Source organism: Pseudomonas sp. PvP009 (genome assembly GCF_017832995.1).
Classification (GTDB): Bacteria; Pseudomonadota; Gammaproteobacteria; order Pseudomonadales; family Pseudomonadaceae; genus Aquipseudomonas; species Aquipseudomonas syringae.
The window spans coordinates 4,276,899-4,299,328 of record NZ_JAFIBG010000001.1 but is presented as its reverse complement, the minus strand read 5'-3'; the positions used below and the strand labels follow the sequence as shown (position 1 = coordinate 4,299,328).

The following is a 22,430-nucleotide window of genomic DNA, read 5'->3' as shown; positions in this document are numbered from 1 at the left end:
CTGATCGGCCGATAGCCTCTCCAGAATTCCTGGAGACCGCCATGACTACGATCAATACATCCACACTGAACAGTTACTCGAGCTCGTTGACCTTAGCGATCAAACCTACCGAGGCTGAAACAGCCAAGGCCGCAACTGCTGCTGCCACCACGACTACTGAAACAGAGAAAAGCTCTGATCAGGCGTCCACCGAAGGTGGCAAGGCCGGTGCGGCGGGTGGCGGCGGCAGCGTGGGTGGCTCCAGCGAATCTTCGCTCAATCAGACCATCGAACAGATAAAGCAGCAGATCAAGGACGCTCAGAAGCAACTCGCCGAGCAGAAGGCGCAGTTGGCTGCTGCTCAAAGCGGTAACGGCTCAGCGGAAGAAAAGGCTCAGAAATCCATGGCGATTCAGGGCCAGATCGCGACCATCAGCGCCAACCTGCAGACGTTGCAGGCCTCGTTGCTGCAGCTGGAAACCGGTGGCGGTGTAAACACCACCGCGTGATATCGCCTGCCTTGCGTCCGAAGTGACGCTCATCATGCCCGCGCACAGTGTTGCGCGGGCATCCAGCTGCTTGCGCCCCTGATCAGGCGGCGCAGCGTCCAGCGTTGCCTGTCACTCGTTGACGTTCATGAACTTGCGGGCCCACTCTACGTAGTCTTCAGGCTGTGTATAGGTGTGGGTCAGTTCGGTCGCGCTCATGTTCGATTCGCTGCCCAGGATCTGACGCTGCTCGCGCAGGCAGTCATAGGTGGCCTTGATCGCAGCGAAGTACGCCGCATGACCATGCACGCAGACCCTCACGCCCATCTCGGCAAGACGCGCGTTGTCGTGCAGTTCCGGGTTGCCGTATGTCACCAGCATCAGCGGCACGGTCACGCCTTCGGATATCTGCGCCAGGTGATCGAAGTCGCGAATGCCGACGATGGTAATACCGTCAGCCCCGGCAGCCTGGTACTGCTGAACCCGGCTGATGGCTTCCTGAACCGGAATGATTGCCGCGTTGGTGCGAGCGAAAATCGACATCTCCGGATCGACACGCGCTTCCAGCGCTGCGCGGATCTTGCCAACACCTTCTGCAGTGGAAATCAGGTCAGTGGATTTGCGTCCGAACTGCGCCGGCAGCAGGGTATCTTCGATCGTCAGTGCAGAAATACCGGCACGTTCCAGTTCGACAACGGTGCGCATGACGTTAAGGGCATTGCCATAACCATGGTCTGCGTCCGCGATGACCGGGAGCTGTGCGACGCGGCCGATGCGCGTGGCCTGTTCAACGAATTCGCTCAGGGTGATCAGGGCGAAGTCAGGGGCTGCCAGAACTTGCAGCGACGCCACGGAGCCGCCGAGGATGCCTACTTCAAAGCCCAGGTCCGCTGCGATTCGCGCTGACATGGGGTCGAACACCGAGGCTGTGTGAAAGCAAGCGTTCGACGAGGTGAGCGCACGGAAGCTGCGGCGCAAATCTTGATGGGAAGCCTTGGGCATAATCGCTCCAAATGTGATTGGATCAGCTCAGCGTACCGAGGCCGATGGTAATTTCAATGCACGGTGGGTCTGCCCGAGCATTCTTTTCGTCCGGAAATCAATGCAATAGTCGTCTTGGTTTTATAGGAAAGGTGCAGCTGGCAGGTAAGTCCGAGCAGGCATCGTCAGCATATGAATTGCTGTTGGATTGGGCGCGCTCTGGAGTAAGGGCAGCATGCTACCACAGCATAAATGAAAAAGATTATGCCGAAACAGGCAGGGTCATGCGCGGAATGCAAGAAGCTGGCGCAGCGTGAGGCGGGGAGGGAAGAGTGCGATGCGGATGGCGGACCTGCGTCCGCCATCCGGCTATTGAATCAGGCAGCCTTGGCTTGCGTCTGACTGATTGAACGATTCAGAGCACTGAACAGGGCGCGGAAGCTCGCCGTGGTGATGTTTTCATCGATGCCCACACCATGCACGGCGCGTTCGCCATTCACACGCAGCTCGATGTAGGCAGCTGCCTTGGCGGTGGTACCCGAGCCGATCGCATGCTCGTTGTAGTCCATGATTTCCACGGCCAATGGCAGGCCGGCCACCAGTGCTTCCAGGGCGCCCTTGCCCTTGCCGCGCCAGTGCTGGGTTTCACCGTCGACGTGCACCTCGGCATCCACCGAGCTGTTGCCGTTCTCTTCCTGCAACTTATGGCTGATCAGCGCATAAGGAACGTTGGCTTGCAGGTATTCACGACGCAACAGCGAGTGAATCTGCTCGGCCGTCATCTCCAGACCCAGACGATCGGTTTCACCCTGAACCACCTGGCTGAACTCGATCTGCATGCGGCGTGGCAGGGAAATGCCATATTCCTGTTCCAGCAGGTAAGCGATGCCACCTTTGCCCGACTGGCTGTTGACGCGGATCACCGCCTCGTAGCTGCGACCGATGTCAGCCGGGTCGATCGGCAAGTAAGGCACTTCCCACAACTCGCCTTCCTTCTGCTGGGTGAAACCCTTGCGGATCGCATCCTGGTGCGAGCCGGAGAACGCGGTATGAACCAGGTCGCCAACGTACGGGTGACGTGGGTGAACCGGGATCTGGTTGCACTCTTCGACGACCTTGCGCACGCCGTCGATGTCCGAGAAGTCCAGCCCGGGATTGATGCCCTGGGTGTAGAGGTTCAGCGCTACGGTGACCAGATCGACGTTGCCGGTCCGCTCGCCGTTACCGAACAGGCAGCCTTCGACGCGATCCGCACCGGCCATCAGGCCCAGCTCGGTGGCGGCAACGCCCGTGCCACGGTCGTTGTGGGTATGCAGGCTGATCAGCACGCTGTCGCGGCGGGTAATGTTGCGGCCGAACCACTCGATCTGGTCGGCGTAAATGTTGGGTGTCGCTACTTCCACGGTCGCCGGGAGGTTGAGGATCACCTTGTTCTCGGGCGTCGGGTTCCACACCTCGATCACCGCATCGCAGACTTCCTTGGCGAATTCCAGCTCGGTCGCACTGAAGGTTTCCGGCGAGTACTGGAAGGTCCACTGGGTTTCCGGCTGTTGTGCTGCGTATTTAACGAACAGCTTGGCCGCGTTGACCGCGATCTCTTTCACCCCGGCCTTGTCCTGATTGAAGACAATGCGGCGGAACGACGGGCAGGTCGCGTTATACAGGTGAACGATGGCTTTCTTGGCGCCGCGCAGCGATTCGAAGGTGCGGGCGATCAGGTCTTCGCGAGCCTGGGTCAGTACCTGGATGGTGGTGTCATCCGGGATATGGCCGTCTTCGATCAGGGTGCGCACGAAGTCGAAGTCAGTCTGCGAAGCCGATGGAAAGGATGCCTCGATTTCCTTGACGCCGACGCTGACCAGGGCTTTCCAGAAGCGCAGCTTCTTGGCCGCGTCCATCGGCTCGATCAGCGACTGGTTGCCATCGCGCAGGTCGGAACTGCACCAGATCGGCACTGCGTCGATGGTCTTCGAAGGCCAGGTGCGGTCAGGCAGATCGATGGTCGGGAACGCACGGTACTTCTTCGAGGGGTCTTTGAGCATGGTCATCAGGAAATCCTTTTGTATTCACGGGGCCGGGGTTGGGCGGCCTGCCGTTCTGGATAGATAGCACAGGGAGTTGCGAACACAGGGACGAGGCACAGCATGCTAGCCAGGCAGTCGGGCGCTGACCAGGCTGAGGCACCGATGTTGGCGCAACAGAATAAGGGTTTGAGAGGTTTTCATGAGGCCAACCGTAACCATTGGCATGGATGATGGCAAGCATTTGAAAAAGATTGGAATAAATTCTCGAAAAGGCGCTTTTGGCGATTTTTTATAGCGGGATATTACGCTTTATGTACAGGTTGTTGTTGGACGAAAGCGATGTGCGCAATGAGGGGGCAGGTGAGCGAGCGGGGTAACACTCGCTCACCAACAGGCTTACGGCTGAAACGCGCCGATGAAGATCGCCGGGTCCACGCGCGCATCGTTGAGGCTGACGTTCCAGTGCATGTGCGGCCCGGTTGCGCGACCGGTTGCGCCGACTTTGCCAACCACTCCGCCACGCGGGACGAGGTCGCCGACCTTCACGTCGATCTTCGACATATGGCAAAACATGCTGATGAAGCCTTGCCCATGATCAACGAATACCGTGTTGCCATTGAAGAAGTAATTGCCGGTCAGGATGACCTTACCCGCTGCCGGAGATTTGATCGGCGTGCCTGCAGGAACCGCGAAGTCGAGGCCCGAATGCGGGTTGCGCTCTTCGCCGTTGAAGAAGCGACGCACACCGAACTTGCTCGACAACGGGCCGTTGACCGGCTTGTCCAGAATCAGATTGCTTGGCGTGCCCGGGCTGAAACTGCGGTAGGCACGCAGTTGCTCGGCCAGTTCGCCCTCGATACGTTTGTTGTCTTCGGGGTTGGGATTGACCTGACGTTTGTTCTTGAGCGTGATGTGCTGTTCCGGGTACTTCTTGCTGCCAACGGTGAAGTTGAGCGTGCGCCCGCCGGACGTGACTTGCTGGGTACCGGGTTTGACGGTCAGCGGAATGCCGATGATGGCCAGCCAGCGTGTGCCCTGTTCCTTGACCACCAGCACCGGTTTGCCTTGATAGGTGGCGGTCGGTGCCTGAGCGCCCGTGCCCAGGTCGATAACCGCGACACCGCCGGGCACCGGCTTGTCGAGTGCGCGAGTGATGAAACTGTCGGCGTGGGCGGGGAGACAGAGCAGCAGGGCGAACAGCGGGGCGATAAAACGTAGCATCAGGCAGTCAGTCCAGAAGGGAGAGGGTCACGGGTGTGAGGTGATTGTCTTCGACGCGCACGTGCAGTTCGCCTTCGCCGAGCCTGGCGGTAAGCCGTTGGCCCGTTTGCGTCTGTGCAGCGTTGCGGATCGCGTGGCCGCGCTCGTCGAGCAGGATGCTGTAACCGCGTCCCAGTGTGGCGAGCGGGCTGACCACGTTGAGGGTCTGCACCTGACTTTGCAGTTGCAGCTTGCGCGCCTTGATCTGTTCGCGAATGGCTCTCGGCAGACGCTCGGCCAGGGCATCCAGACGCTGGCGCAAAAAGGCCAGGGTCCGGCCTGGATGCTGGGCAGCAAGGCGGCTCTGCATGTGCGCCAGACGCAGCTGACGTTGATGCATGTTCTGTTCGAAGGCGCGGCGCAGGCGCATGTCCAGGTCGTCCAGCCGTTGCGACTGCTGACGCAAACGTTCGCCAGGGTGGCGCAGACGCCGGGAAATACCCTCAAGACGCAGCCGCTCGCGCATCAGGCGGTCCTGCATGCGGCTGACCAGTCGCCGGTGCAGGTTGTCGACGCGTCGATGCAGGTCGCTTGAATCCGGGGCGAGCAGTTCGGCGGCAGCTGAGGGCGTCGGTGCGCGCACGTCGGCGACAAAGTCGCTGATGGACACATCGGTTTCATGCCCGACAGCGCTGACGATCGGCGTCACGCACGCGTCGATGGCACGGGCGACGGCTTCTTCGTTGAAGCACCACAGGTCCTCCAGCGAGCCGCCGCCACGGGCCAGGATCAGTGCATCGAAGCCTCTGCTGTCGGCCAGCTTCAGTGCGCGGACAATCTGGTTGATCGCCTCGCGACCCTGAACGGCTGTGGGAATCAAGGTCAGCTCGACCCGTGGCGCGCGACGGCGGAACACGCTGATGATGTCGCGGATCACCGCACCGGTCGGAGAACTGATAATCCCGATACGTTGCGGGTGCAGCGGCAGCGCGACCTTGCGCTCGGCGCTGAACAGGCCTTCATCGCTGAGCTTGGCTTTCAGCGCATCGAACGCCAGGCGTAACGCACCATCACCGGCAGGTTCCACCGTATCGAGAATCAGCTGATAGTCGCCACGACCTTCAAACAGCGAAACCTTGCCGCGCACCTTGACCTGCAAGCCGTCCTTGAGCGCCTGACGCACCCGCGCTGCGCTCTGCCGGAACAACGCGCAGCGTACCTGCGCGCCAGAGTCCTTCAGCGTGAAGTACACATGGCCCGAGGCCGGGCGCGAGAGGTTGGAGATCTCGCCCTCGACCCAGATGCTGCTGAACACGTCTTCCAGCAGCACGCGGGCGCGGCCGTTGAGCTGGCTGACAGTAAGGACTTCCCGGTCGAGGCCGAGTCTTGCGAAAGGGTCTTTGATCATGTCGGGCATCATAATGGCAATGCCGGTCTGGCGCACAGGTCTGTCTCGTTGGTAAAGGCAGGATTGCTTCTTGACCTGAATGGCCAGCCCATTAAGCTGCGGCCTCGAACAGCTTTAAGCGACGCTCCGTTATGAACACCCAAAGCATCATCGTCCCGCAAATCTCCACCTTTCCCGGGCACGAGGCCAGGGCGCGGCTGATCCTGCGCTGGTTGGTCAAGCTCAATGTGGTCGAGCCAGAGCTGACCACGTGCGGACGCACCTATAACAAGATGGCCTACGCAGTGGCACCGGGAGCGAGGCGGGTGGTGAAGAATCCCGATGCGTTGCCGTTCGGACAGGTCGTCAACGGGCTGGAAATCGTCACCAAGCGCTGCATCTATACCCCGCTGAACGACTTTGCCGAAGAGGCCGGTTGCCCGGAGTGTCGCCGCGAAGTGGGGGAGGCGCTGTTCGACAGCCTGGAAGACTGGATGCCCGGTCACACCGATAATTTCACCTGCCCCGAATGCCGCCATGAAGATGACATCAACGGCTTTCTTTTTCTCGACGCCTGCGGGTTTTCCAACCTCGGTTTCATCTTCAATAACTGGCTGGATGCGTCGTTCACGCAGACCTTTCTGGATGACTTCGCCGAACGTCTGGATCGCCCGGTCTCCTGCGTTAATGTGCGTCTATAAACAGCTTTGATAATAGGCTGAGGTTTACATTGAGCCGGGCGGGGTCTGTGGGTATAATGGCGCGCTTCCAATTTCCCGCCCGGGAGCCCCCGCGATGCTGCGTATCAGTCAAGAAGCCCTTACATTCGACGACATTCTCCTTGTGCCCGGTTATTCCGAGGTACTTCCCAACGAAGTCAGTCTGAAAACCCGTTTGACCCGTGGCATCGAGCTGAATATACCTTTGGTCTCTGCTGCAATGGATACAGTCACCGAGGCCCGTCTGGCAATTGCCATGGCCCAGGAAGGCGGTATCGGTATCATCCACAAGAACATGACCATCGAGCAGCAAGCTGCCGAAGTGCGCAAGGTCAAGAAGTTCGAGGCCGGTGTCGTCAAGGACCCGATCACGATCGAAGCCGACGCCACTGTCCGCGATCTGTTCGAACTCACCCGCATGCACAACATTTCCGGCGTACCGGTCCTGCACAATGGCGACCTGGTCGGCATCGTGACGTCCCGCGACGTACGCTTCGAAAATCGTCTTGATGTCCCTGTCCGCGAAGTGATGACGCCCAAAGAGCGTCTGGTCACCGTGCGTGAAGGCGCCGACAAGAACGAAGTGCGCGAACTGCTGCACAAGCACCGCCTTGAAAAAGTCCTGATCGTGGATGCTAATTTCGCGCTCAAGGGCATGATGACCGTCAAGGACATCGAGAAAGCCAAGGCTTACCCGCTGGCCAGCAAGGACGATCAGGCTCGCCTGCGTGTCGGCGCTGCAGTCGGTACCGGCAAGGACACCGGCGAGCGCGTCACCGCACTGGTCGCGGCTGGCGTTGACGTCGTGGTCGTCGATACCGCTCACGGCCATTCCAAAGGCGTGATCGACCGCGTCCGCTGGGTCAAGGAAAACTTCCCGCAGGTGCAGGTCATCGGCGGCAACATCGCCACTGGCGAAGCAGCCAGGGCACTGGTTGCCGCAGGCGCCGATGCAGTCAAGGTCGGTATCGGCCCGGGCTCCATCTGCACCACGCGTATCGTTGCCGGTGTCGGCGTGCCGCAGATCAGCGCCATCGCCAACGTCTCCGCTGCCCTTGAAGGCACTGGCGTGCCGATGATCGCCGACGGCGGTATCCGCTTCTCCGGTGACCTGTCCAAGGCCATCGTGGCTGGCGCCTCCTGCGTGATGATGGGCTCGATGTTCGCCGGTACTGAAGAAGCGCCAGGCGAGATCGAACTGTTTCAGGGCCGTTCCTACAAGGCCTATCGCGGCATGGGCTCGCTGGGTGCGATGTCCCAGGCGCAAGGCTCGTCCGATCGCTACTTCCAGGATTCGTCCGCAGGTGCCGAGAAGCTGGTGCCGGAAGGTATCGAAGGCCGTGTGGCCTATAAAGGTCCGTTGTCGGCCATCATCCATCAGTTGATGGGCGGCCTGCGTTCCTCCATGGGCTACACCGGCAGTGCCGACATCGAGCAGATGCGTACCAAGCCCGAGTTTGTTCGCATCACCGGTGCCGGTATGGCTGAGTCCCACGTCCATGACGTGCAGATCACCAAGGAAGCGCCGAACTATCGCGTCGGCTAAAGCCTCCAGCTTCAAGCCCCAAGCAATCAGCTACAAGCGGTAGTTACGCACATGTAACTACCGCATTGATTCCGACAACTTGCCGCTTGCAGCGTATAGCTTGCAGCTGCTCAGAGAGTTTCCATGGCCCTCGACATTCACGCCCACCGTATCCTGATCCTCGACTTCGGTTCCCAGTACACCCAGCTGATCGCCCGCCGCGTGCGCGAAATCGGCGTGTATTGCGAGCTGCATCCGTTTGACATGGACGACGAAGCGATTCGCGAATTCGCTCCAAAAGGCGTGATCCTCGCCGGCGGCCCCGAGTCCGTACACGAAGCCGACAGCCCGCGCTGCCCGCAAGCGGTATTTGACCTGGGTGTGCCGGTTTTCGGTATCTGCTACGGCATGCAGACCATGGCCGAGCAGTTGGGCGGCAAGGTTGCCGGTTCCGAGCTGCGCGAGTTCGGCTACGCTCGCGTTGACGTAGTCGGCAAAAGCCGTCTGCTCGATGGTATCGAAGACCATATCGACGCCGACGGCCTGTTTGGCCTCGACGTATGGATGAGTCACGGTGACAAGGTCACCAAACTGCCGGAAGACTTCCACATTCTGGCCAGCACCCCGAGCTGCCCGATTGCCGGTATGGCTGACGACGCTCGCGGTTACTACGGCGTGCAGTTCCACCCGGAAGTGACCCACACCAAGCAGGGCGGTCGCATCCTGTCGCGCTTCATCCTCGACATCTGCGGCTGTGAAGCGCTGTGGACCCCTTCGAAGATTGCTGAAGACGCTATCGCTCAGGTTCGCGCCCAAGTGGGTACTGACAACGTGTTGCTGGGCCTGTCCGGCGGCGTTGACTCCTCTGTCGTTGCCGCGTTGCTGCACAAGGCCATCGGCGATCAACTGACCTGCGTATTCGTCGACAACGGCCTGCTGCGCCTGCATGAAGGCGAGCAAGTGATGGCCATGTTCGCCGAGAACATGGGCGTCAAGGTGATCCGCGCCAACGCCGAAGAGCAGTTCCTGAACAACCTGGCAGGCGAGAGCGATCCAGAGAAGAAGCGCAAGATCATCGGCCGCACCTTCATCGACGTGTTCGATGCCGAGTCCTGCAAGCTGGACAACATCAAGTACCTGGCGCAAGGCACCATCTACCCGGACGTCATCGAGTCGGCTGGCGCGAAAAGCGGCAAGGCCCACGTCATCAAGTCGCACCACAACGTGGGCGGCCTGCCGGAAGAAATGAACCTCAAGCTGGTCGAGCCACTGCGCGAGCTGTTCAAGGACGAAGTCCGCCGCCTGGGCCTCGAACTCGGCCTGCCCTACGACATGGTCTACCGCCACCCATTCCCAGGCCCCGGCCTGGGCGTGCGCATCCTCGGCGAAGTGAAGAAGGAATACGCCGACATCCTGCGTCGTGCCGACCACATCTTCATCGAAGAACTGCGCAAGGCCGACTGGTACCACAAGGTCAGCCAGGCATTCGTCGTGTTCCAGCCGGTCAAATCAGTCGGCGTCGTCGGCGACGGCCGCCGTTATGCCTGGGTCGTCGCACTGCGTGCGGTGGAAACCATCGACTTCATGACTGCTCGTTGGGCACACCTGCCTTATGAGCTGCTGGAGACGGTGAGCGGCCGGATCATCAATGAGATCGAAGGGATCTCGCGGGTGACTTACGACGTGTCGAGCAAGCCGCCGGCTACTATTGAGTGGGAATGATTGGACGTCCGGCATTGTCCGGCACGATCTAGCAAGAAATGCCCTGGAGCCCGCTTAATTGCGGGCTTTTTGGGTCTGGCCGATCTCTTTTTGAGAATGATGTGATTACTTTTCACGCAATATGCTCACTCCCAGCCTACCTGCGAGCCGAGTCAGGTTCGCGCGATCCAGATTAAGACCTCTAGCTGCAGCAGAAACATTGCCTTCTGAAAGCCTGAGAGCCTCTTCCAATATCGCTTTCTTGTATCCGTCGACAGATGATTTGAAATCGTGAGACGGGAGCTGCTGTGCAAGGATAGTGCCTGACTTTTCCGCAACCCTCTCGGAGGGCGATTCCAGGAGGTCAAGGTCCTGCAATTCCAGCGACAAGACACTCTGCCTTTTCAAAGACGCCGCTCTTTTTTTTGCCTTCAGCGCCGCCCTTGCCATCAGGTGTTCCAGTTCCCGGATATTCCCTGGCCACGAGTAGCCGACTAATGCTTGGCGGGCAGAGTCGGAAAATCGCAACGAAGGTACGCCGACCCTCCAGCGGTTTTCTTCCGCGAAAGCTCCGGCCAGCAACATGATGTCGTCCCGACGTTCTTTCAAAGAGGGGACGCGTAATGGGTAGACGCTTAGTCGGTGATACAAGTCTGCTCGAAAGCGACCCGCACGCACTTCCTCAATCAGGTCTCGGTTGGTGGCGGCAATCAAACGAATATCGACGACATGGAGCTTGTCGGAACCGACCCGCTGAAGCTGGCCGCCCTGAAGTACGCGAAGCAGGGTGGCTTGCGCGGCCAACGGCAGCTCGCCGATCTCATCGAGAAATAGTGTGCCAGTGCTGGCCACTTCAAATTTACCCAGCCGATTTTCGATGGCTCCCGAAAAGGCGCCTTTGACGTGTCCGAAAAGCTCGCTTTCAATCAGGTGCTCAGGAAGGGCGGCGCAATTGACCGTTATGAACGGTTTGTCCGCTCGCGCCGAGAGATCGTGCAGCCGCTGGGCGACCAGTTCCTTACCTACTCCGGTTTCGCCGGTAATCAAAACCGTGAGGTCGCTTGAAGCGACCAGATCGATTTCAGAGAGGAGTTGCCTGAAACTGTCGCTGTTCCCAATCATTTCAGGCTTGGGCCTGCGTGCAGAGAGTCGATAGGCTTCTGCTCGTTTCCGTTCTCCGGCAACGGTGCGCAATAGATCATCAAATCGGGATGCCGCTACGACGGTCGCCGCAGCGAACATGGCAAAGGTCTCGACGGTTTGAAGATCCTGCTCAGAGAACTGCCCCACGGTCAGGGCGTCCATTGTCAGAACCCCCCAGGTTTTGTCATTGATCCGCAACGAGCACCCCATGCAGTCGTGTACGGGCAAGGCGCTTGAACCGATCAGTCCGTCATAGGGGTCTGGAAGATCACAGTTCGGTGGAAACAGAACGGCTCCCTGCGCTTCAATGATCGCCTCCAGTCGCGGATTGCTTGCCACGCGGTAGCGTCGCGCCATTGCGTCACTGGCCAAGCCATGCGCGGCAACCGGAATGAGTTCGCCCTGCTCCAGGCGCAGTAATGCCACAGCATCCGAGGGGACCAGCTCTCGTAACGCGTCCAGAACACGGTAGTAACGATGCTCGGCAGGCAGCTCTACTGCTAAATCCCCCAAGAGCGGAAGAAGGGCATGCAACGCCTTCAACTGATGAGTCGAAATGACATCTTTTTTCATGGATCAGGTCTTAATAACACAGTCATAAAGACTCTATACGCCTTCGGCTTGCTGTTTTACAAGGCTTTTATGCTTGGCACGGCGGTTGCTCTAGCCAAGGGTATAGATTCCTACCCTCTGGAGCCCACCATGCTGACCTCAGCCCAGCGCGACATCATCAAAGCAACTGTGCCTCTGCTTGAAACAGGAGGGAAAGCGCTGATCACTTATTTTTATCAACTCATGCTCGATACGCACCCTGAGGTGCGTCCGTTGTTCAATGAGGCGCATCAAGCTAACGGGGCGCAGCCCCGTGCGCTTGCTAATGGCGTGCTGATGTATGCCAGGAACATCGACAGGCTCGAAAATCTGGGAGGGCTGGCGAGCCAGATAATCAACAAGCATGTGGCGCTGCAGATCCTTCCCGAGCATTACCCTATTGTCGGCTCCTGCCTTTTGCAGGCTATCCGCGAGGTGCTGGGCGCAGAAATCGCGACAGATGAAGTCATCGCAGCGTGGGCCGCAGCCTATCAACAGCTTGCAGATATCCTCATCGCCGGTGAGCAGAGTGCCTATGACGCCATTGCTGCAGCACCGGGCGGATGGCGGGGTGCCCGCCCATTCACAGTCCTGAGAAAGGTGGCCGAAAGCGCTGAAATTACGTCATTTTATCTTGCGCCCACTGATCATCAGCCCGTTATCCGGCATAAAGCCGGCCAGTACATCGGCGTACGGCTCATGATCGATGGTAAGGAAGTGCGGCGTAACTACTCTTTGAGTGAGCAGGCTAACGGTGTTCGATATCGAATCAGCGTCAAGCGTGAGCTGGGGGGGCTCGCGTCTACTTATCTGCATGATTATGTGGAAGAGGGAAGCACCCTCGATGTGTTTCCTCCCTCCGGGGATTTCACGCTTAACGACCATATCAAGCCACTGATACTTATCAGCGGCGGCGTCGGTATCACGCCAACGTTGGCAATGGCCGAGCAAGCGCTGGAGTCCGGGGAGCGACCATTAACCTTCATTCACTACGCACGTAATGGTCAGGTGCATGCGTTCTCAGACCTCCTGCGAGACTGGCAACAACGCTATCCGCTGTTCAGGGCTCATGTCGTTTATGCAGAGCGAGCCGATCATGAGGTCTACACGCCAGACGCCATTGGCTTTCCCTTAATCACTCACCTTGAACAATGGCTGCCGGCCGACCGCGATGTCGACGTTTATTTCCTGGGACCCAAACCATTCATGGCATTCATGAAACGGGCCTTAAAGGATCTGGGAGTACCAGAGAAACAGGCCCGGTATGAGTTTTTCGGTCCCGCAGAAGCCTTGGCGTGAGGTTGTAAGGCAAACGTCTAACCAGGCAACAATGCTGCTGATGTGCGGCGCTTCAAGCTCTATCTGCGCTGACCTTTAAGCGCACATGGATCCAGGTAAGCGGTTAGAGTTCGAACCTGTTTTGGCCTATTTGACTTTGCTGATCGCCGTAGGCGTTGGCCTACTGCTCTCAACGCTGCTGACCGTTCGACTTCCTTCACCACTCCAGACAGGCAGGTAGTGACATGAACACCACTAATTTCTGGTCCAGCATAGGGGTTCGGCTACCCATTATTCAGGCGCCGATGGTTGGCGTTTCAACTCCTGTACTTGCTGCCGAGGTTAGTAACGCAGGAGCCCTGGGATCGATCGGCCTTGGCGCCAGCACCCCGGATCAGGCACGAGCCCTTATAAAACAGACGCGCGAACTGACTGACCAACCGTTCAACGTGAACATGTTCTGCCATAGACCTGCCTGTTTTAGCCATACGCAGAATGATGCCTGGCTGGCCTATACCGCAAAATGGTTCTCCGAATTCGATGCAGCGCCTCCTCAAGAAATACGCGAAATTTATAAAAGTTTTCTGAGTGACCGGGTGATGCTTGAAGTGCTGTTAGCCGAGCGGCCCGCCGTAGTCAGCTTCCACTTCGGCACACCCGACTCGGCCTGGGTAGCTGAGCTACGAGAGGCGGGCATTGTTACGCTGGGTTGTGCCACCACGCTTAAAGAAGCACAAATGCTTCAGAAGGCCGGCGTAGATGCCATTGTCGCGCAAGGCTATGAGGCAGGTGGGCACCGTGGCGTATTCGACGATGCGCCCAATCAGGACCACGAGCTTGGGTTGTTCCCATTGACCCGCATGCTGACAACGCACATACGCTTACCGGTGATCGCAGCCGGTGGGATCATGGACGGCGCAAGCATTAATGCAGCATTGGCACTAGGGGCCGCAGGGGTACAAATGGGAACCGCCTTTATCCTGTGTCCGGAGTCCTCAGCTACGCCCGAGCATCGCGCAGCGCTTATCTCCGCAAGAGCCCATGAAACTCGAGTAACCAGCTATGTATCCGGCCGTCCTGCCCGTGGCTTGGCGAATCGTTTGTACCTGGAAAGCACTGGACAGCAGATCCCTGTCCCAGCCGAATATCCCTTGGCTTATGATGTGACCAAAGCACTGCACGCCGCCGCTGTTCTAAAAGGCTGTCATGATTTTGCCGCTCAGTGGGCCGGGCAAGGGGCGCCGCTCGCACGCGCACTCCCTGCAGCAGAATTGATCAAAACCCTGGTGGAAGAGATGCGTTCAGCGTCTAAATCCACAACCTTCCTGTAGAGAGACAATCAATGCCATTGCTGAAAATTGATGTAATAGAGGGCCGTTCGGATCAGGAAATCGAGACGTTGCTGGATGCGATCCACGACGCGATGGTGAACGCATTCCAGGTTCCTGAACGTGACCGATACCAGGTGTTGAATGAACACAAAAGAAATCGACTGGTCATTCAGGATACGGGGCTTGGATTTACGCGGTCCGACAAAGTCGTTGTCATCACCGCCATTAGCAGGCCGCGTCCAGCAGAGATGAAAAAGCGGTTTTATGCCCTGATAGCAGAAGGATTGGAGCGCAACTGTGGCATCGCAGCAGAGGACGTCATGGTTTCGATAGTGATCAACAGTGATGAAGACTGGAGTTTCGGTCTGGGGCGCGCTCAATTTCTAACAGGTGAGCTATAAAGGCACTTCCGCCAATCACCACCTCGAACTTCACGCTAGCTGCTGGGCAAAAATCAATCAGGGTTGCGGCTTATGTGATCTATCAAACGGCCCGAGAACGCAAAGGAATCAGCGCTACTTTACCCGCTGGTGATACGTCCCAATGAGCACTTTCGCATAAGAGGCTGCCGTCGTGACGGACGTCTCAGCTCCTTACCGACCGCAAAGCACCTCATTTGAAACTGGCTTGAAGTTCGAGGAAAATCCGCTCAAAGGCACCCCAAGCCCCAAGCCCCAACATCGACGCAGGGGGCGCCCAGCAAAAAGATTCGATATTCACATCCCCAAAAACCAAGGACCCCCGTTCATGAAATCCCGATTTTCTCTCAGTTCATCTTTCCTGATCCTGTTGTCGCTGACAGGATGTGCAGCGAATATGGATGCTCCAAAGCACGATCAGCCTGGAGAAAGTGCGCTTTACGGCAGTTGGCATGTTGCAGGCGTAGCGGTATCAGACTCAGGCGTGCAGGCACTGGGGGATGATGATCCGAGCTTTATGGGGCGACGTCTCAGCTTCAGTCACGACCAGCTGGCATGGAAAGCGTCCACAGACTCAACGGAAGATGTGTGCAAGGGGCCTGTTTTTCATAAGCTTCCGGCGATGACTGGAGCTGAACTGGAGCCGCAGCTCCACAAGCTTGGCATCGAAAAAGCTGTGCGCTATAGCGTTGAATGCAAATCTGGAAGCTGGGGTCCTTTTGATAAAGAAACGCCGGCATTTTTCCTGGCACAGGACGGGTCGTTAGCTCTTTCCTGGTATGACGGCGGACTGCTGAAGCTCGTGCGAGACTGATCACGGGCAGGCCCTTCGCATAGCGCTGTGAAGGGTCTCCTGAAAAAGGTGCTCGCGCTGTAACCAGTGCGATAAGGACTCAAAGTCGGCTAGCGGGTCCAAGCGCAGCGCTCGGCAACCGAGCCATGCGTGCTCGACGAGTGTGGGGCAGGCTATGTCACCGCCAACTCTTCAACTATCCGCTTGCCGCTTTCCCCGGGAAGCAACCCACCTGAACAACCTGCTCAGCCACCAGCGGGCGCGAGCGTCGCGTATCTCATCGATTTGCATGAAGGTGTAAGGCGTGAGCATCGTCTTTTCCTGGACGCGCAGGGTGCGCAGGCCTCTGATGAGGTGACGAGAGTGGATGAGCATGAACGTGCATCCAAATACAAACAGCAGAATAATAAGGATGCCTGTTGTCAGTGGCGTGAAAGACTTTATAACCGCTGAAGCGACCAGTGTTCCAAGGCCTGCGATCACTCCGCCGCTGACGCTGGATGTGTCGGGCGAACTGAAGGAAACTTTATTGCCGGATACCTCGAATGGAAACTCTTTTGTCGGCGTCAGATAGATAAACAAATAGAGCAGCATCACGGCAGCCAACAGCGAGGCAGCGGCAAACCCGCCCGCAAGCCTGGAACCGCTCAGGTCATCTGTGACAACGCTATAGCTGACGCACGCGGGCGCGAATGCCAGGAGAAAGATCAACAGTGTTAAGTAGCCAGAGGCGAACAATGTGTAGCGCTCACACGCATACTTTATATAAAGCGCGTAAATGAATGCCGTCAGCAACATGCAGCCGTAAATCCACCAGCCACCTGAAAAGCTCACTGGACCCATGACGCCAACGGTCCCGGTGAGCAAGAATATCGCTGTCGATACTTGCCTGACCGTTCGTGCGTCCGGATCGTAAATAGTGCTCATCTCGGCCAATAATCCTTTGTTGTGTCATCCAGCAGCTTGTCCTGGCCGACTCTGGGCGTGCAGCATTGGCATCGCGCGAGCAGGTCGACCGCTGTAACTGTACTAGGCTATGACGGCTGCTCCCTGGGTGCCAGCCTGACCGGGTCCAAACGCCACAATATCTTTAGTGGCGAATTCAAAAGCTGACCCTCCGCACACGTTATGACCTGAAGCACCTGAAACCACTTGCCCACTAACCCCAAACCGCGGCGACTCCATTTATGTTCAAACGCATTCTGTCCGCCCTCAGCGGCAAGAAATCTCAAGCTTCAACAGATAACTCGCCTGCTGATACGAAGTCGCCAGAAGCTCACGACGGCGAATTGATCACCGCCTACGACAGTTACGGGCGCGAGATGAAGATCACTCGGAGCGAGTGGCGCGAGAAGGTGTTCCTGCCCAATCTGAAACAGCAGTGGGGTGATGCTGACGAGCTTTACAACCTCATTGTTTCGGGGCTCAACGATGGATTTGCGACTGACCTGATACCTGCCGCCGAACGACTGGTCGAGATCGACGCTAATCCCGAGCGCAGTTATGTGGTGAACGGCATCGTGCTGATGCATAACGCCCGGCTCGATGCTGCAGAAGCCACGCTGCGCCAAGGGCTGGCTAAAGTCGGCGTGTCGGGAATCATTCTGACCAATCTGGCCAAGGTGTTTGCCGAGCGTGGTGATCAATCAGTTGCAGAGGCAACACTTTGGCAGGCGGTTGAGGCCGATCCGAATCAGGAAAACGGCCTGTTGTGGTGGCTGAGCATCCAGCAGGAACGGGGCGGTGAGGCCGCCTATCTCGATGCTCTACGCACTGTAGCGGCGTTGCCGGACAGTTGGCGTGCGCAGTTGTGGATGGCGCGGCACTACCTGCAACAGCAGAACGTCGCGCAGGCGCGTGTGTTGTATGAGGAGGTACTGGCAGGTGGTCATTTCGACCGCAGTGCCTTGCAGATGATATCGGGTGACTTGGGCAACAATGGCCACATTCCGCTGATCATCGAGCTTGTCGGGCCTGCTTATGATGAGCACAAACATGATTCGACGGCAGGTCTCAACTTGCTGCGTGCCTATCAGGAACTGGGCAGGGTGGATGAAGGCGAGGCGTTGCTTACTCGCTTGTATGCACTCGGCTTTGCGCCAATCAAAAGTCATCTTGACCAGTTTGCGCACGCTTTCGAGGACGTGCGCAGGCAGGAAGACAAAGGCATTCCGATTGATCCTGCCAGCGTGACGATCAATACCTTGGCGCTGAACAAGCCGGTCTGGCACTACGGTTTGCGCAATGCTGACTGGCTCTTCGCGCAAAAACCGGAAGGTGCGCCAGAAATCGGTTTCTTCGCCTTGTCCAAAATCATGGAGAAAGCAGAGCCTGCCGAATCGCAGCGCGAGGATGATGTCGGGCGCTATACGCGTGCCATCTCTCTTTACATGGCGGAGTCGGTTCACTACTGGAACGACTATGTAGCCAATTGTTATGTTCAGGTCGCGGAGGGCGCGGGGCCGGTTGTATCGGGGGTTGAGGTCGACGGAAACACACTGTTCGATATCGTCCCGCCAACAACGAAGTATTTCGTGACGGGCGAAGTGGGTTGTTCGGGTGAGGGCGATCAGGCCCAGTGGCGGATTTCACTGAGCCTATGGAATTGTGCGACCCGCACCCGGCAAACCGTTGAAAATGGTAGTGCAGGCAAGGCAGAACTTGGTGCGTTGGTACTTGATCTTCAGCAGCGCTTGCTGGCCGGTATCGGACTCAAGCGTGAGCAGCCACTGGATGTGTTTTACCAGCAGCCTGCAGCCGAGGTTTTGCCGGTGTATCTGACCCAGTTGGGCCAATCATTCATGCTGACGTTGCTTGCGAACGACCATTTGCCCAAGTCGTCAATGTGGGGTGAGCGGGCCATGCTCGAATGGCCCCTGAATATGGCGCTCCAGTGGCCTGAGATGGAGACCGCAAAACTGATGTACATCTCAGGGCTGGGAAAGGCGTTCGGTTACAAGTCGGAGACAGTGGCCGAGCACCAGCAACGATGCCTGCAAGTGCTGAGCGAACTGGAACGGGCAAACAGCCCGGCATGGCGCCTTGCACCGTTGGTGTGGAAGGTGTTTGGCATGCAGGAAGAGCTGGAGGATTACCGCGCCAATCTACCGCTTGACGCAGAGCCGGCCTATATCGAATGGCTGGAGCGGGTTAGTCAGGCATAGCGGTTGATGGATACAAAAAGCCGGAGCGGGCGTCACTGCCTTGCCCGGCTTTTTTACGCCTCGACTTCAGTTCGTGGTATCCACCCTTATCTTTACGCAAATGCAGGTGTATCGTATTCGCCCCTCGCATTTGCATCGCAGATGCGCTCAGTCGTCGTTTTCGAGGTTGCGCCGTTCATGTCCTTTACCCGTCGTCAAATCCTTACAGGCATCGCCGGTCTGGCCGTAGTCGGCCTAGGCGCGGGTGGGGCTTCGCGTTACTGGATGGGGCGTCGCGAGTCTGAAGCTGGTACGGACTTTGTGCTGATCGCCGCGCCGCTGGATGTGGAACTGGTGCCTGGCCACAAGACGCCTGCCTGGGCCTTCGGCGGTTCTGCGCCGGGTACTGAGTTGCGCGTGCGGCAGGGTGAGTGGCTGCGGCTGCGTTTCATCAATCAGTTGCCGGTCGAGACGACCATTCACTGGCACGGTATCCGCTTGCCGCTGGAGATGGACGGCGTGCCGTATGTGTCGCAGTTGCCGGTCAAGCCGGGTGAATACTTCGATTACAAATTCCGTGTGCCGGACGCCGGTAGCTACTGGTATCACCCGCACGTCAGCAGCAGTGAAGAGCTGGGCCGCGGGCTGGTCGGGCCGCTGATTGTCGAAGAACGCGAGCCGACCGGTTTTGCCCATGAGCGCACGGTCAGTCTGAAAAGCTGGCATGTGGACGAAGTGGGTGCGTTCACCGAGTTCAGTGTGCTGCGTGAAGCGGCACGTGAGGGCACGGCTGGTCGATTGTCGACGCTGAACGGCATTGCGCAGGCGGTAATTGAGTTGCCTGCCGGGCAGATCACTCGCGTGCGCTTGCTCAATCTCGACAATACCGTGACCTATAGACTCAATCTGCCGGACGCCGAGGCGCAGATCTATGCGCTGGATGGCAACCCGGTGAAGCCGCGTCCCTTCGGCGACGAATACTGGCTGGGGCCGGGCATGCGCATCTGTCTGGCAATCAAGGCCCCGCCGGCGGGCGAGGAAATCTCCTTGCGTAACGGCCCGGTGCGCCTGGGTACGTTCCGCTCGGTCGCCAATAACGACGCGCCTGGCCAGTGGCCGCCCGAGCTGCCGGCCAATCCGGTGGCCGAGCCTGACATGGAAAACGCCGAGAAGATCAATTTCAACTTCGAGTGGGTGGGCTCGATGTCGGTCAACACCGGCAATGGCAAGCCGCCGAGCCTGTGGCAGATCAATGGCGAAGCGTGGGACATTACCGACAAGACCTGCGCAGATCGGCCTATCGCCAGGTTGAAGCTGGGCAAGAGCTATATCTTCGAGCTGAAGAACATGACTCAGTATCAGCACCCGATTCACCTGCACGGCATGAGTTTCAAGGTGATTGCCTCCAATCGGCGCAAGATCATCCCGTACTTTACCGACACCTTCTTGCTGGGTCGTAACGAGCGGGCGCGAGTGGCGCTGGTGGCGGATAACCCCGGTGTATGGATGTTTCATTGCCACGTGATCGATCACATGGAAACCGGCCTGATGGCCGCCATCGAGGTGGCATGATGCGGCAACCGCAGATCATCGACCGCAGCAATGATCAGTACTTCATGCGCGAGGCGCTGGCGCTCGCCGCGCAAGGCGCACTGTTGGGTGAGGTGCCAGTCGGGGCAGTGGTGGTGCAGAACGGCGAGATCATCGGTCGTGGTTACAACTGCCCGATCAGCGGCAGCGACCCCAGCGCGCATGCCGAAATGGTCGCGATTCGTGACGCCGCCAAGGCGCTGGACAATTATCGCCTGCCGGGCAGCACGCTCTACGTGACGCTAGAGCCGTGCAGCATGTGTGCGGGGCTGATCGTGCACTCACGGGTGGCGCGTGTGGTCTACGGAGCGCTCGAACCCAAGGCGGGCATCGTGCAGAGCCAAGGGCAGTTTTTCAGTCAGGCATTTCTCAATCACCGCGTGCTGTTCGAAGGCGGAGTGCTGGGCGAGGAGTGCGGGACGATGTTGAGCGAGTTTTTCAGGATGCGACGGGCAGCCAAGGACGCTGGCAAAGGCCAAGGCAACGTTTAGAGCGCAGATTCGTCCGTGCTATTGCTGGACGAGGGGACGGGAGAGGCTGGCGGGACGGGCGGTTGGGTCTTGTCGACACCAGGAACATGCAGGTTGCCGTCGGCGACCTGACTGCCTTCAAGCTGTGGCTGCGTCACCCAGGTCAGAATGTCGTAATAACGGCGGATGTTGGCCACGAAATGCACCGGCTCACCGCCTCGGGCATAGCCGTAACGCGTTTTGCTGTACCACTTCTTCTGTGCCAGACGCGGCAGCATTTTTTTCACGTCGAGCCATTTATCAGGATTCAGCCCCTCGTTCTGGGCCAATTTGCGCGCATCTTCCAGGTGACCGCTGCCAATGTTGTAGGAAGCGAGAGCTAGCCAAGTGCGATCCGGCTCTTTAATTGAGTCGTCCAGTTGATCCTTTATGTAGGCAAAGTACTTTGCCCCGCCCTGAATGCTCTGGCGCGCGTCCAGCCGGTTGGATACACCCATCGCTTGCGCGGTGTTCTGGGTGAGCATCATCAGGCCGCGTACGCCGGTTTTCGAGGTCACGGTCGGCTGCCACATCGATTCCTGATAGCCAATGGCGGCCAGCAGTCTCCAGTCGACCTGTTCTTTCTTGGCCGATGTCTGGAAGTGTTTTTCGTATTTGGGCAGGCGCTCCTGAAGGTGCTGGGCAAAGGTGTAGGCACCCACATAACCGAGTACATCGACGTGACCGTAGTAGCGGTCTTTCAGGCGTTGCAGCGTGCCGTTCTTTTCAACCTTGTCGAGGTAGGCGTTGATTTCGTTGAGCAGGCTGTTGTCTTCACCCGGCGCGACGGCCCAGCGTTGCGCGCGCGCTTCGCCCAGGTCGAAGGCGACGCGCACGTTCTGGAAGTAGACCTGGTTCATTGCCAGCTCATTGGAGTCGACCAGGGTCAGGTCGAGCTGGCCTTCGTCGACCATGCGCAGGAGATCAACGACCTCGACCGCGTCAGATTCTTCATATTCAATGCGGGGATTCTGCGCCTTCAGCGCCGCCAGTTGCTCGGCATGCGCGCTGCCCTTGAGCACCATGATGCGCTTGCCCACCAGATCGCCGGGATCGGTCGGCCGCGACTGGCCGTTGCGATAGACCACCTGAGGGGTGACTTCCAGATAAGAATGCGAGAAACGCGCCTGCGATTTGCGCTTTGGTGTCTCGATCAGGCCGGCGGCACCGAGTACCGGACCGCCTGGTTTGTTCATCTGGTCGAAAAGATCGTCGAGATTGTCAGCCGTTTCTATCTTCAATTCGACGCCCAGGTCCTTGGCAAAACGCTTGACCAGCTCGTATTCGAAGCCGGTTTCACCGTTGCGATCCTGGAAATAAGTCGCCGGGCTGTTGCGAGTGATCACCCGCAGTACGCCGTCCTCCTTGACTCGCTCCAGTGTGGTGGGTTTTTCCACACAGGCGCCGAGCATCAGGAAGAGTCCGGTTGCGATGAGCCATTTGGCGCAACGTGGGCGGAAGTCTGGTTTGAAGAACATCGGTGCAGTATACGCAAAGCGCACCGGGCGCCATATCTCGACAGTGAAGCTTGCGTCTGATAGGCGAGTGGCTTTTACAGGCATTTCCGGAGTTTTTTTGCCTGGGGCGACATTCGGGCGCAGCGGATGCCGCCGTTTTGGGTGATCAAAT

18 protein-coding genes are annotated in these 22,430 nt (G+C 58.3%); 11 read left to right on the top strand and 7 right to left on the bottom strand.

The features are described 5' to 3' along the window. Positions 1 to 41: 41 nt before the first annotated feature. Positions 42 to 488 (top strand): FlxA-like family protein, encoded by a 447-nt coding sequence (locus tag JOE29_RS18400; RefSeq protein WP_210079743.1) that lies wholly within the window; start codon positions 42 to 44, stop codon positions 486 to 488. 111 nt (positions 489 to 599) lie between these two features. On the opposite strand, the gene JOE29_RS18395 is transcribed toward JOE29_RS18400, so the two are convergent. The 4 genes from JOE29_RS18395 to xseA all read right to left on the bottom strand — a co-directional run bounded on the left by JOE29_RS18395 (position 600) and on the right by xseA (position 6,080). Beyond that, positions 600 to 1,469, bottom strand: coding sequence for an oxaloacetate decarboxylase (locus tag JOE29_RS18395; protein ID WP_003314188.1), 870 nt, complete (start codon positions 1,467 to 1,469; stop codon positions 600 to 602). Between the two features lie 356 nt (positions 1,470 to 1,825). Further along, positions 1,826 to 3,496, bottom strand: a complete 1,671-nt coding sequence (gene leuA, locus JOE29_RS18390) for a 2-isopropylmalate synthase (protein WP_003421933.1) — start codon at positions 3,494 to 3,496, stop codon at positions 1,826 to 1,828. 372 nt (positions 3,497 to 3,868) lie between these two features. Then, positions 3,869 to 4,693 carry a M23 family metallopeptidase gene (locus JOE29_RS18385; RefSeq protein WP_057406372.1) on the bottom strand — a complete coding sequence of 275 codons (825 nt, stop codon included), beginning with the start codon at positions 4,691 to 4,693 and terminating at the stop codon, positions 3,869 to 3,871. A gap of 7 nt (positions 4,694 to 4,700) precedes the next feature. Then, entirely contained in the window at positions 4,701 to 6,080 is a 1,380-nt protein-coding gene (gene xseA / locus JOE29_RS18380) for an exodeoxyribonuclease VII large subunit (protein ID WP_003421936.1), read from the bottom strand. A 131-nt stretch (positions 6,081 to 6,211) separates the two neighbouring features. On the opposite strand from xseA, the gene JOE29_RS18375 reads away from it, so the two are divergent. The 3 genes from JOE29_RS18375 (at position 6,212) to guaA (ending at position 10,025) form a co-directional block, all read left to right on the top strand. Beyond that, positions 6,212 to 6,760 (top strand): hypothetical protein, encoded by a 549-nt coding sequence (locus JOE29_RS18375; protein WP_057406371.1) that lies wholly within the window; start codon positions 6,212 to 6,214, stop codon positions 6,758 to 6,760. 94 nt (positions 6,761 to 6,854) lie between these two features. After that, a complete protein-coding gene (gene guaB / locus JOE29_RS18370) occupies positions 6,855 to 8,324 on the top strand; it encodes an IMP dehydrogenase (RefSeq protein WP_003314194.1) in 1,470 nt (489 codons plus the stop codon). 123 nt (positions 8,325 to 8,447) lie between these two features. Further along, a complete protein-coding gene (guaA, locus tag JOE29_RS18365) occupies positions 8,448 to 10,025 on the top strand; it encodes a glutamine-hydrolyzing GMP synthase (protein WP_003409133.1) in 1,578 nt (525 codons plus the stop codon). A 105-nt stretch (positions 10,026 to 10,130) separates the two neighbouring features. Here guaA and norR read toward each other — a convergent pair whose 3' ends face one another. Continuing rightward, on the bottom strand, positions 10,131 to 11,720 hold the full coding sequence (gene norR, locus JOE29_RS18360; protein ID WP_210079742.1) for a nitric oxide reductase transcriptional regulator NorR: 1,590 nt from the start codon (positions 11,718 to 11,720) through the stop codon (positions 10,131 to 10,133). A gap of 129 nt (positions 11,721 to 11,849) precedes the next feature. Here norR and hmpA point away from each other — a divergent pair, with 129 nt between their 5' ends. The 4 genes from hmpA to JOE29_RS18340 all read left to right on the top strand — a co-directional run bounded on the left by hmpA (position 11,850) and on the right by JOE29_RS18340 (position 15,580). Next, complete coding sequence (gene hmpA, locus JOE29_RS18355) at positions 11,850 to 13,037, top strand: NO-inducible flavohemoprotein (RefSeq protein ID WP_058444609.1); 1,188 nt, start codon at positions 11,850 to 11,852, stop codon at positions 13,035 to 13,037. Between the two features lie 224 nt (positions 13,038 to 13,261). Further along, positions 13,262 to 14,347 (top strand): nitronate monooxygenase, encoded by a 1,086-nt coding sequence (locus JOE29_RS18350; RefSeq protein ID WP_210079741.1) that lies wholly within the window; start codon positions 13,262 to 13,264, stop codon positions 14,345 to 14,347. Positions 14,348 to 14,358: 11 nt separating this feature from the next. Next, the gene (locus JOE29_RS18345) at positions 14,359 to 14,748 is read left to right on the top strand and encodes a tautomerase family protein (RefSeq protein WP_122233625.1); all 390 of its coding nucleotides are present in this window, start codon (positions 14,359 to 14,361) and stop codon (positions 14,746 to 14,748) included. 346 nt (positions 14,749 to 15,094) lie between these two features. Continuing rightward, complete coding sequence (locus tag JOE29_RS18340; RefSeq protein ID WP_004418767.1) at positions 15,095 to 15,580, top strand: hypothetical protein; 486 nt, start codon at positions 15,095 to 15,097, stop codon at positions 15,578 to 15,580. A gap of 171 nt (positions 15,581 to 15,751) precedes the next feature. Here the strand turns inward: JOE29_RS18340 and JOE29_RS18335 are convergent, their stop codons facing one another. Then, positions 15,752 to 16,486 (bottom strand): hypothetical protein, encoded by a 735-nt coding sequence (locus tag JOE29_RS18335; protein ID WP_122233624.1) that lies wholly within the window; start codon positions 16,484 to 16,486, stop codon positions 15,752 to 15,754. Positions 16,487 to 16,746: 260 nt separating this feature from the next. On the opposite strand from JOE29_RS18335, the gene JOE29_RS18330 reads away from it, so the two are divergent. From JOE29_RS18330 to tadA, 3 genes are all read left to right on the top strand, one after another. Continuing rightward, entirely contained in the window at positions 16,747 to 18,723 is a 1,977-nt protein-coding gene (locus tag JOE29_RS18330) for a tetratricopeptide repeat protein (RefSeq protein ID WP_210079740.1), read from the top strand. A 177-nt stretch (positions 18,724 to 18,900) separates the two neighbouring features. After that, entirely contained in the window at positions 18,901 to 20,274 is a 1,374-nt protein-coding gene (locus tag JOE29_RS18325) for a multicopper oxidase family protein (RefSeq protein ID WP_210079739.1), read from the top strand. Beyond that, on the top strand, positions 20,274 to 20,783 hold the full coding sequence (gene tadA / locus JOE29_RS18320) for a tRNA adenosine(34) deaminase TadA (RefSeq protein ID WP_003421956.1): 510 nt from the start codon (positions 20,274 to 20,276) through the stop codon (positions 20,781 to 20,783). The genes JOE29_RS18325 and tadA overlap by 1 nt, the downstream gene beginning before the upstream one ends. Here the strand turns inward: tadA and mltF are convergent. Next, on the bottom strand, positions 20,780 to 22,279 hold the full coding sequence (mltF, locus tag JOE29_RS18315) for a membrane-bound lytic murein transglycosylase MltF (RefSeq protein ID WP_080053099.1): 1,500 nt from the start codon (positions 22,277 to 22,279) through the stop codon (positions 20,780 to 20,782). The genes tadA and mltF overlap by 4 nt on opposite strands. Positions 22,280 to 22,430: the final 151 nt, after the last annotated feature.

Coding starts and splice junctions, on each gene's coding strand:
- JOE29_RS18400 (WP_210079743.1), top strand. CDS start 42: ATGACTACGATCAATACATCCACACTGAACAGTTACTCGAGCTCGTTG.
- JOE29_RS18395 (WP_003314188.1), bottom strand. CDS start 1,469: ATGCCCAAGGCTTCCCATCAAGATTTGCGCCGCAGCTTCCGTGCGCTC.
- leuA (WP_003421933.1), bottom strand. CDS start 3,496: ATGACCATGCTCAAAGACCCCTCGAAGAAGTACCGTGCGTTCCCGACC.
- JOE29_RS18385 (WP_057406372.1), bottom strand. CDS start 4,693: ATGCTACGTTTTATCGCCCCGCTGTTCGCCCTGCTGCTCTGTCTCCCC.
- xseA (WP_003421936.1), bottom strand. CDS start 6,080: ATGATCAAAGACCCTTTCGCAAGACTCGGCCTCGACCGGGAAGTCCTT.
- JOE29_RS18375 (WP_057406371.1), top strand. CDS start 6,212: ATGAACACCCAAAGCATCATCGTCCCGCAAATCTCCACCTTTCCCGGG.
- guaB (WP_003314194.1), top strand. CDS start 6,855: ATGCTGCGTATCAGTCAAGAAGCCCTTACATTCGACGACATTCTCCTT.
- guaA (WP_003409133.1), top strand. CDS start 8,448: ATGGCCCTCGACATTCACGCCCACCGTATCCTGATCCTCGACTTCGGT.
- norR (WP_210079742.1), bottom strand. CDS start 11,720: ATGAAAAAAGATGTCATTTCGACTCATCAGTTGAAGGCGTTGCATGCC.
- hmpA (WP_058444609.1), top strand. CDS start 11,850: ATGCTGACCTCAGCCCAGCGCGACATCATCAAAGCAACTGTGCCTCTG.
- JOE29_RS18350 (WP_210079741.1), top strand. CDS start 13,262: ATGAACACCACTAATTTCTGGTCCAGCATAGGGGTTCGGCTACCCATT.
- JOE29_RS18345 (WP_122233625.1), top strand. CDS start 14,359: ATGCCATTGCTGAAAATTGATGTAATAGAGGGCCGTTCGGATCAGGAA.
- JOE29_RS18340 (WP_004418767.1), top strand. CDS start 15,095: ATGAAATCCCGATTTTCTCTCAGTTCATCTTTCCTGATCCTGTTGTCG.
- JOE29_RS18335 (WP_122233624.1), bottom strand. CDS start 16,486: ATGAGCACTATTTACGATCCGGACGCACGAACGGTCAGGCAAGTATCG.
- JOE29_RS18330 (WP_210079740.1), top strand. CDS start 16,747: ATGTTCAAACGCATTCTGTCCGCCCTCAGCGGCAAGAAATCTCAAGCT.
- JOE29_RS18325 (WP_210079739.1), top strand. CDS start 18,901: ATGTCCTTTACCCGTCGTCAAATCCTTACAGGCATCGCCGGTCTGGCC.
- tadA (WP_003421956.1), top strand. CDS start 20,274: ATGCGGCAACCGCAGATCATCGACCGCAGCAATGATCAGTACTTCATG.
- mltF (WP_080053099.1), bottom strand. CDS start 22,279: ATGTTCTTCAAACCAGACTTCCGCCCACGTTGCGCCAAATGGCTCATC.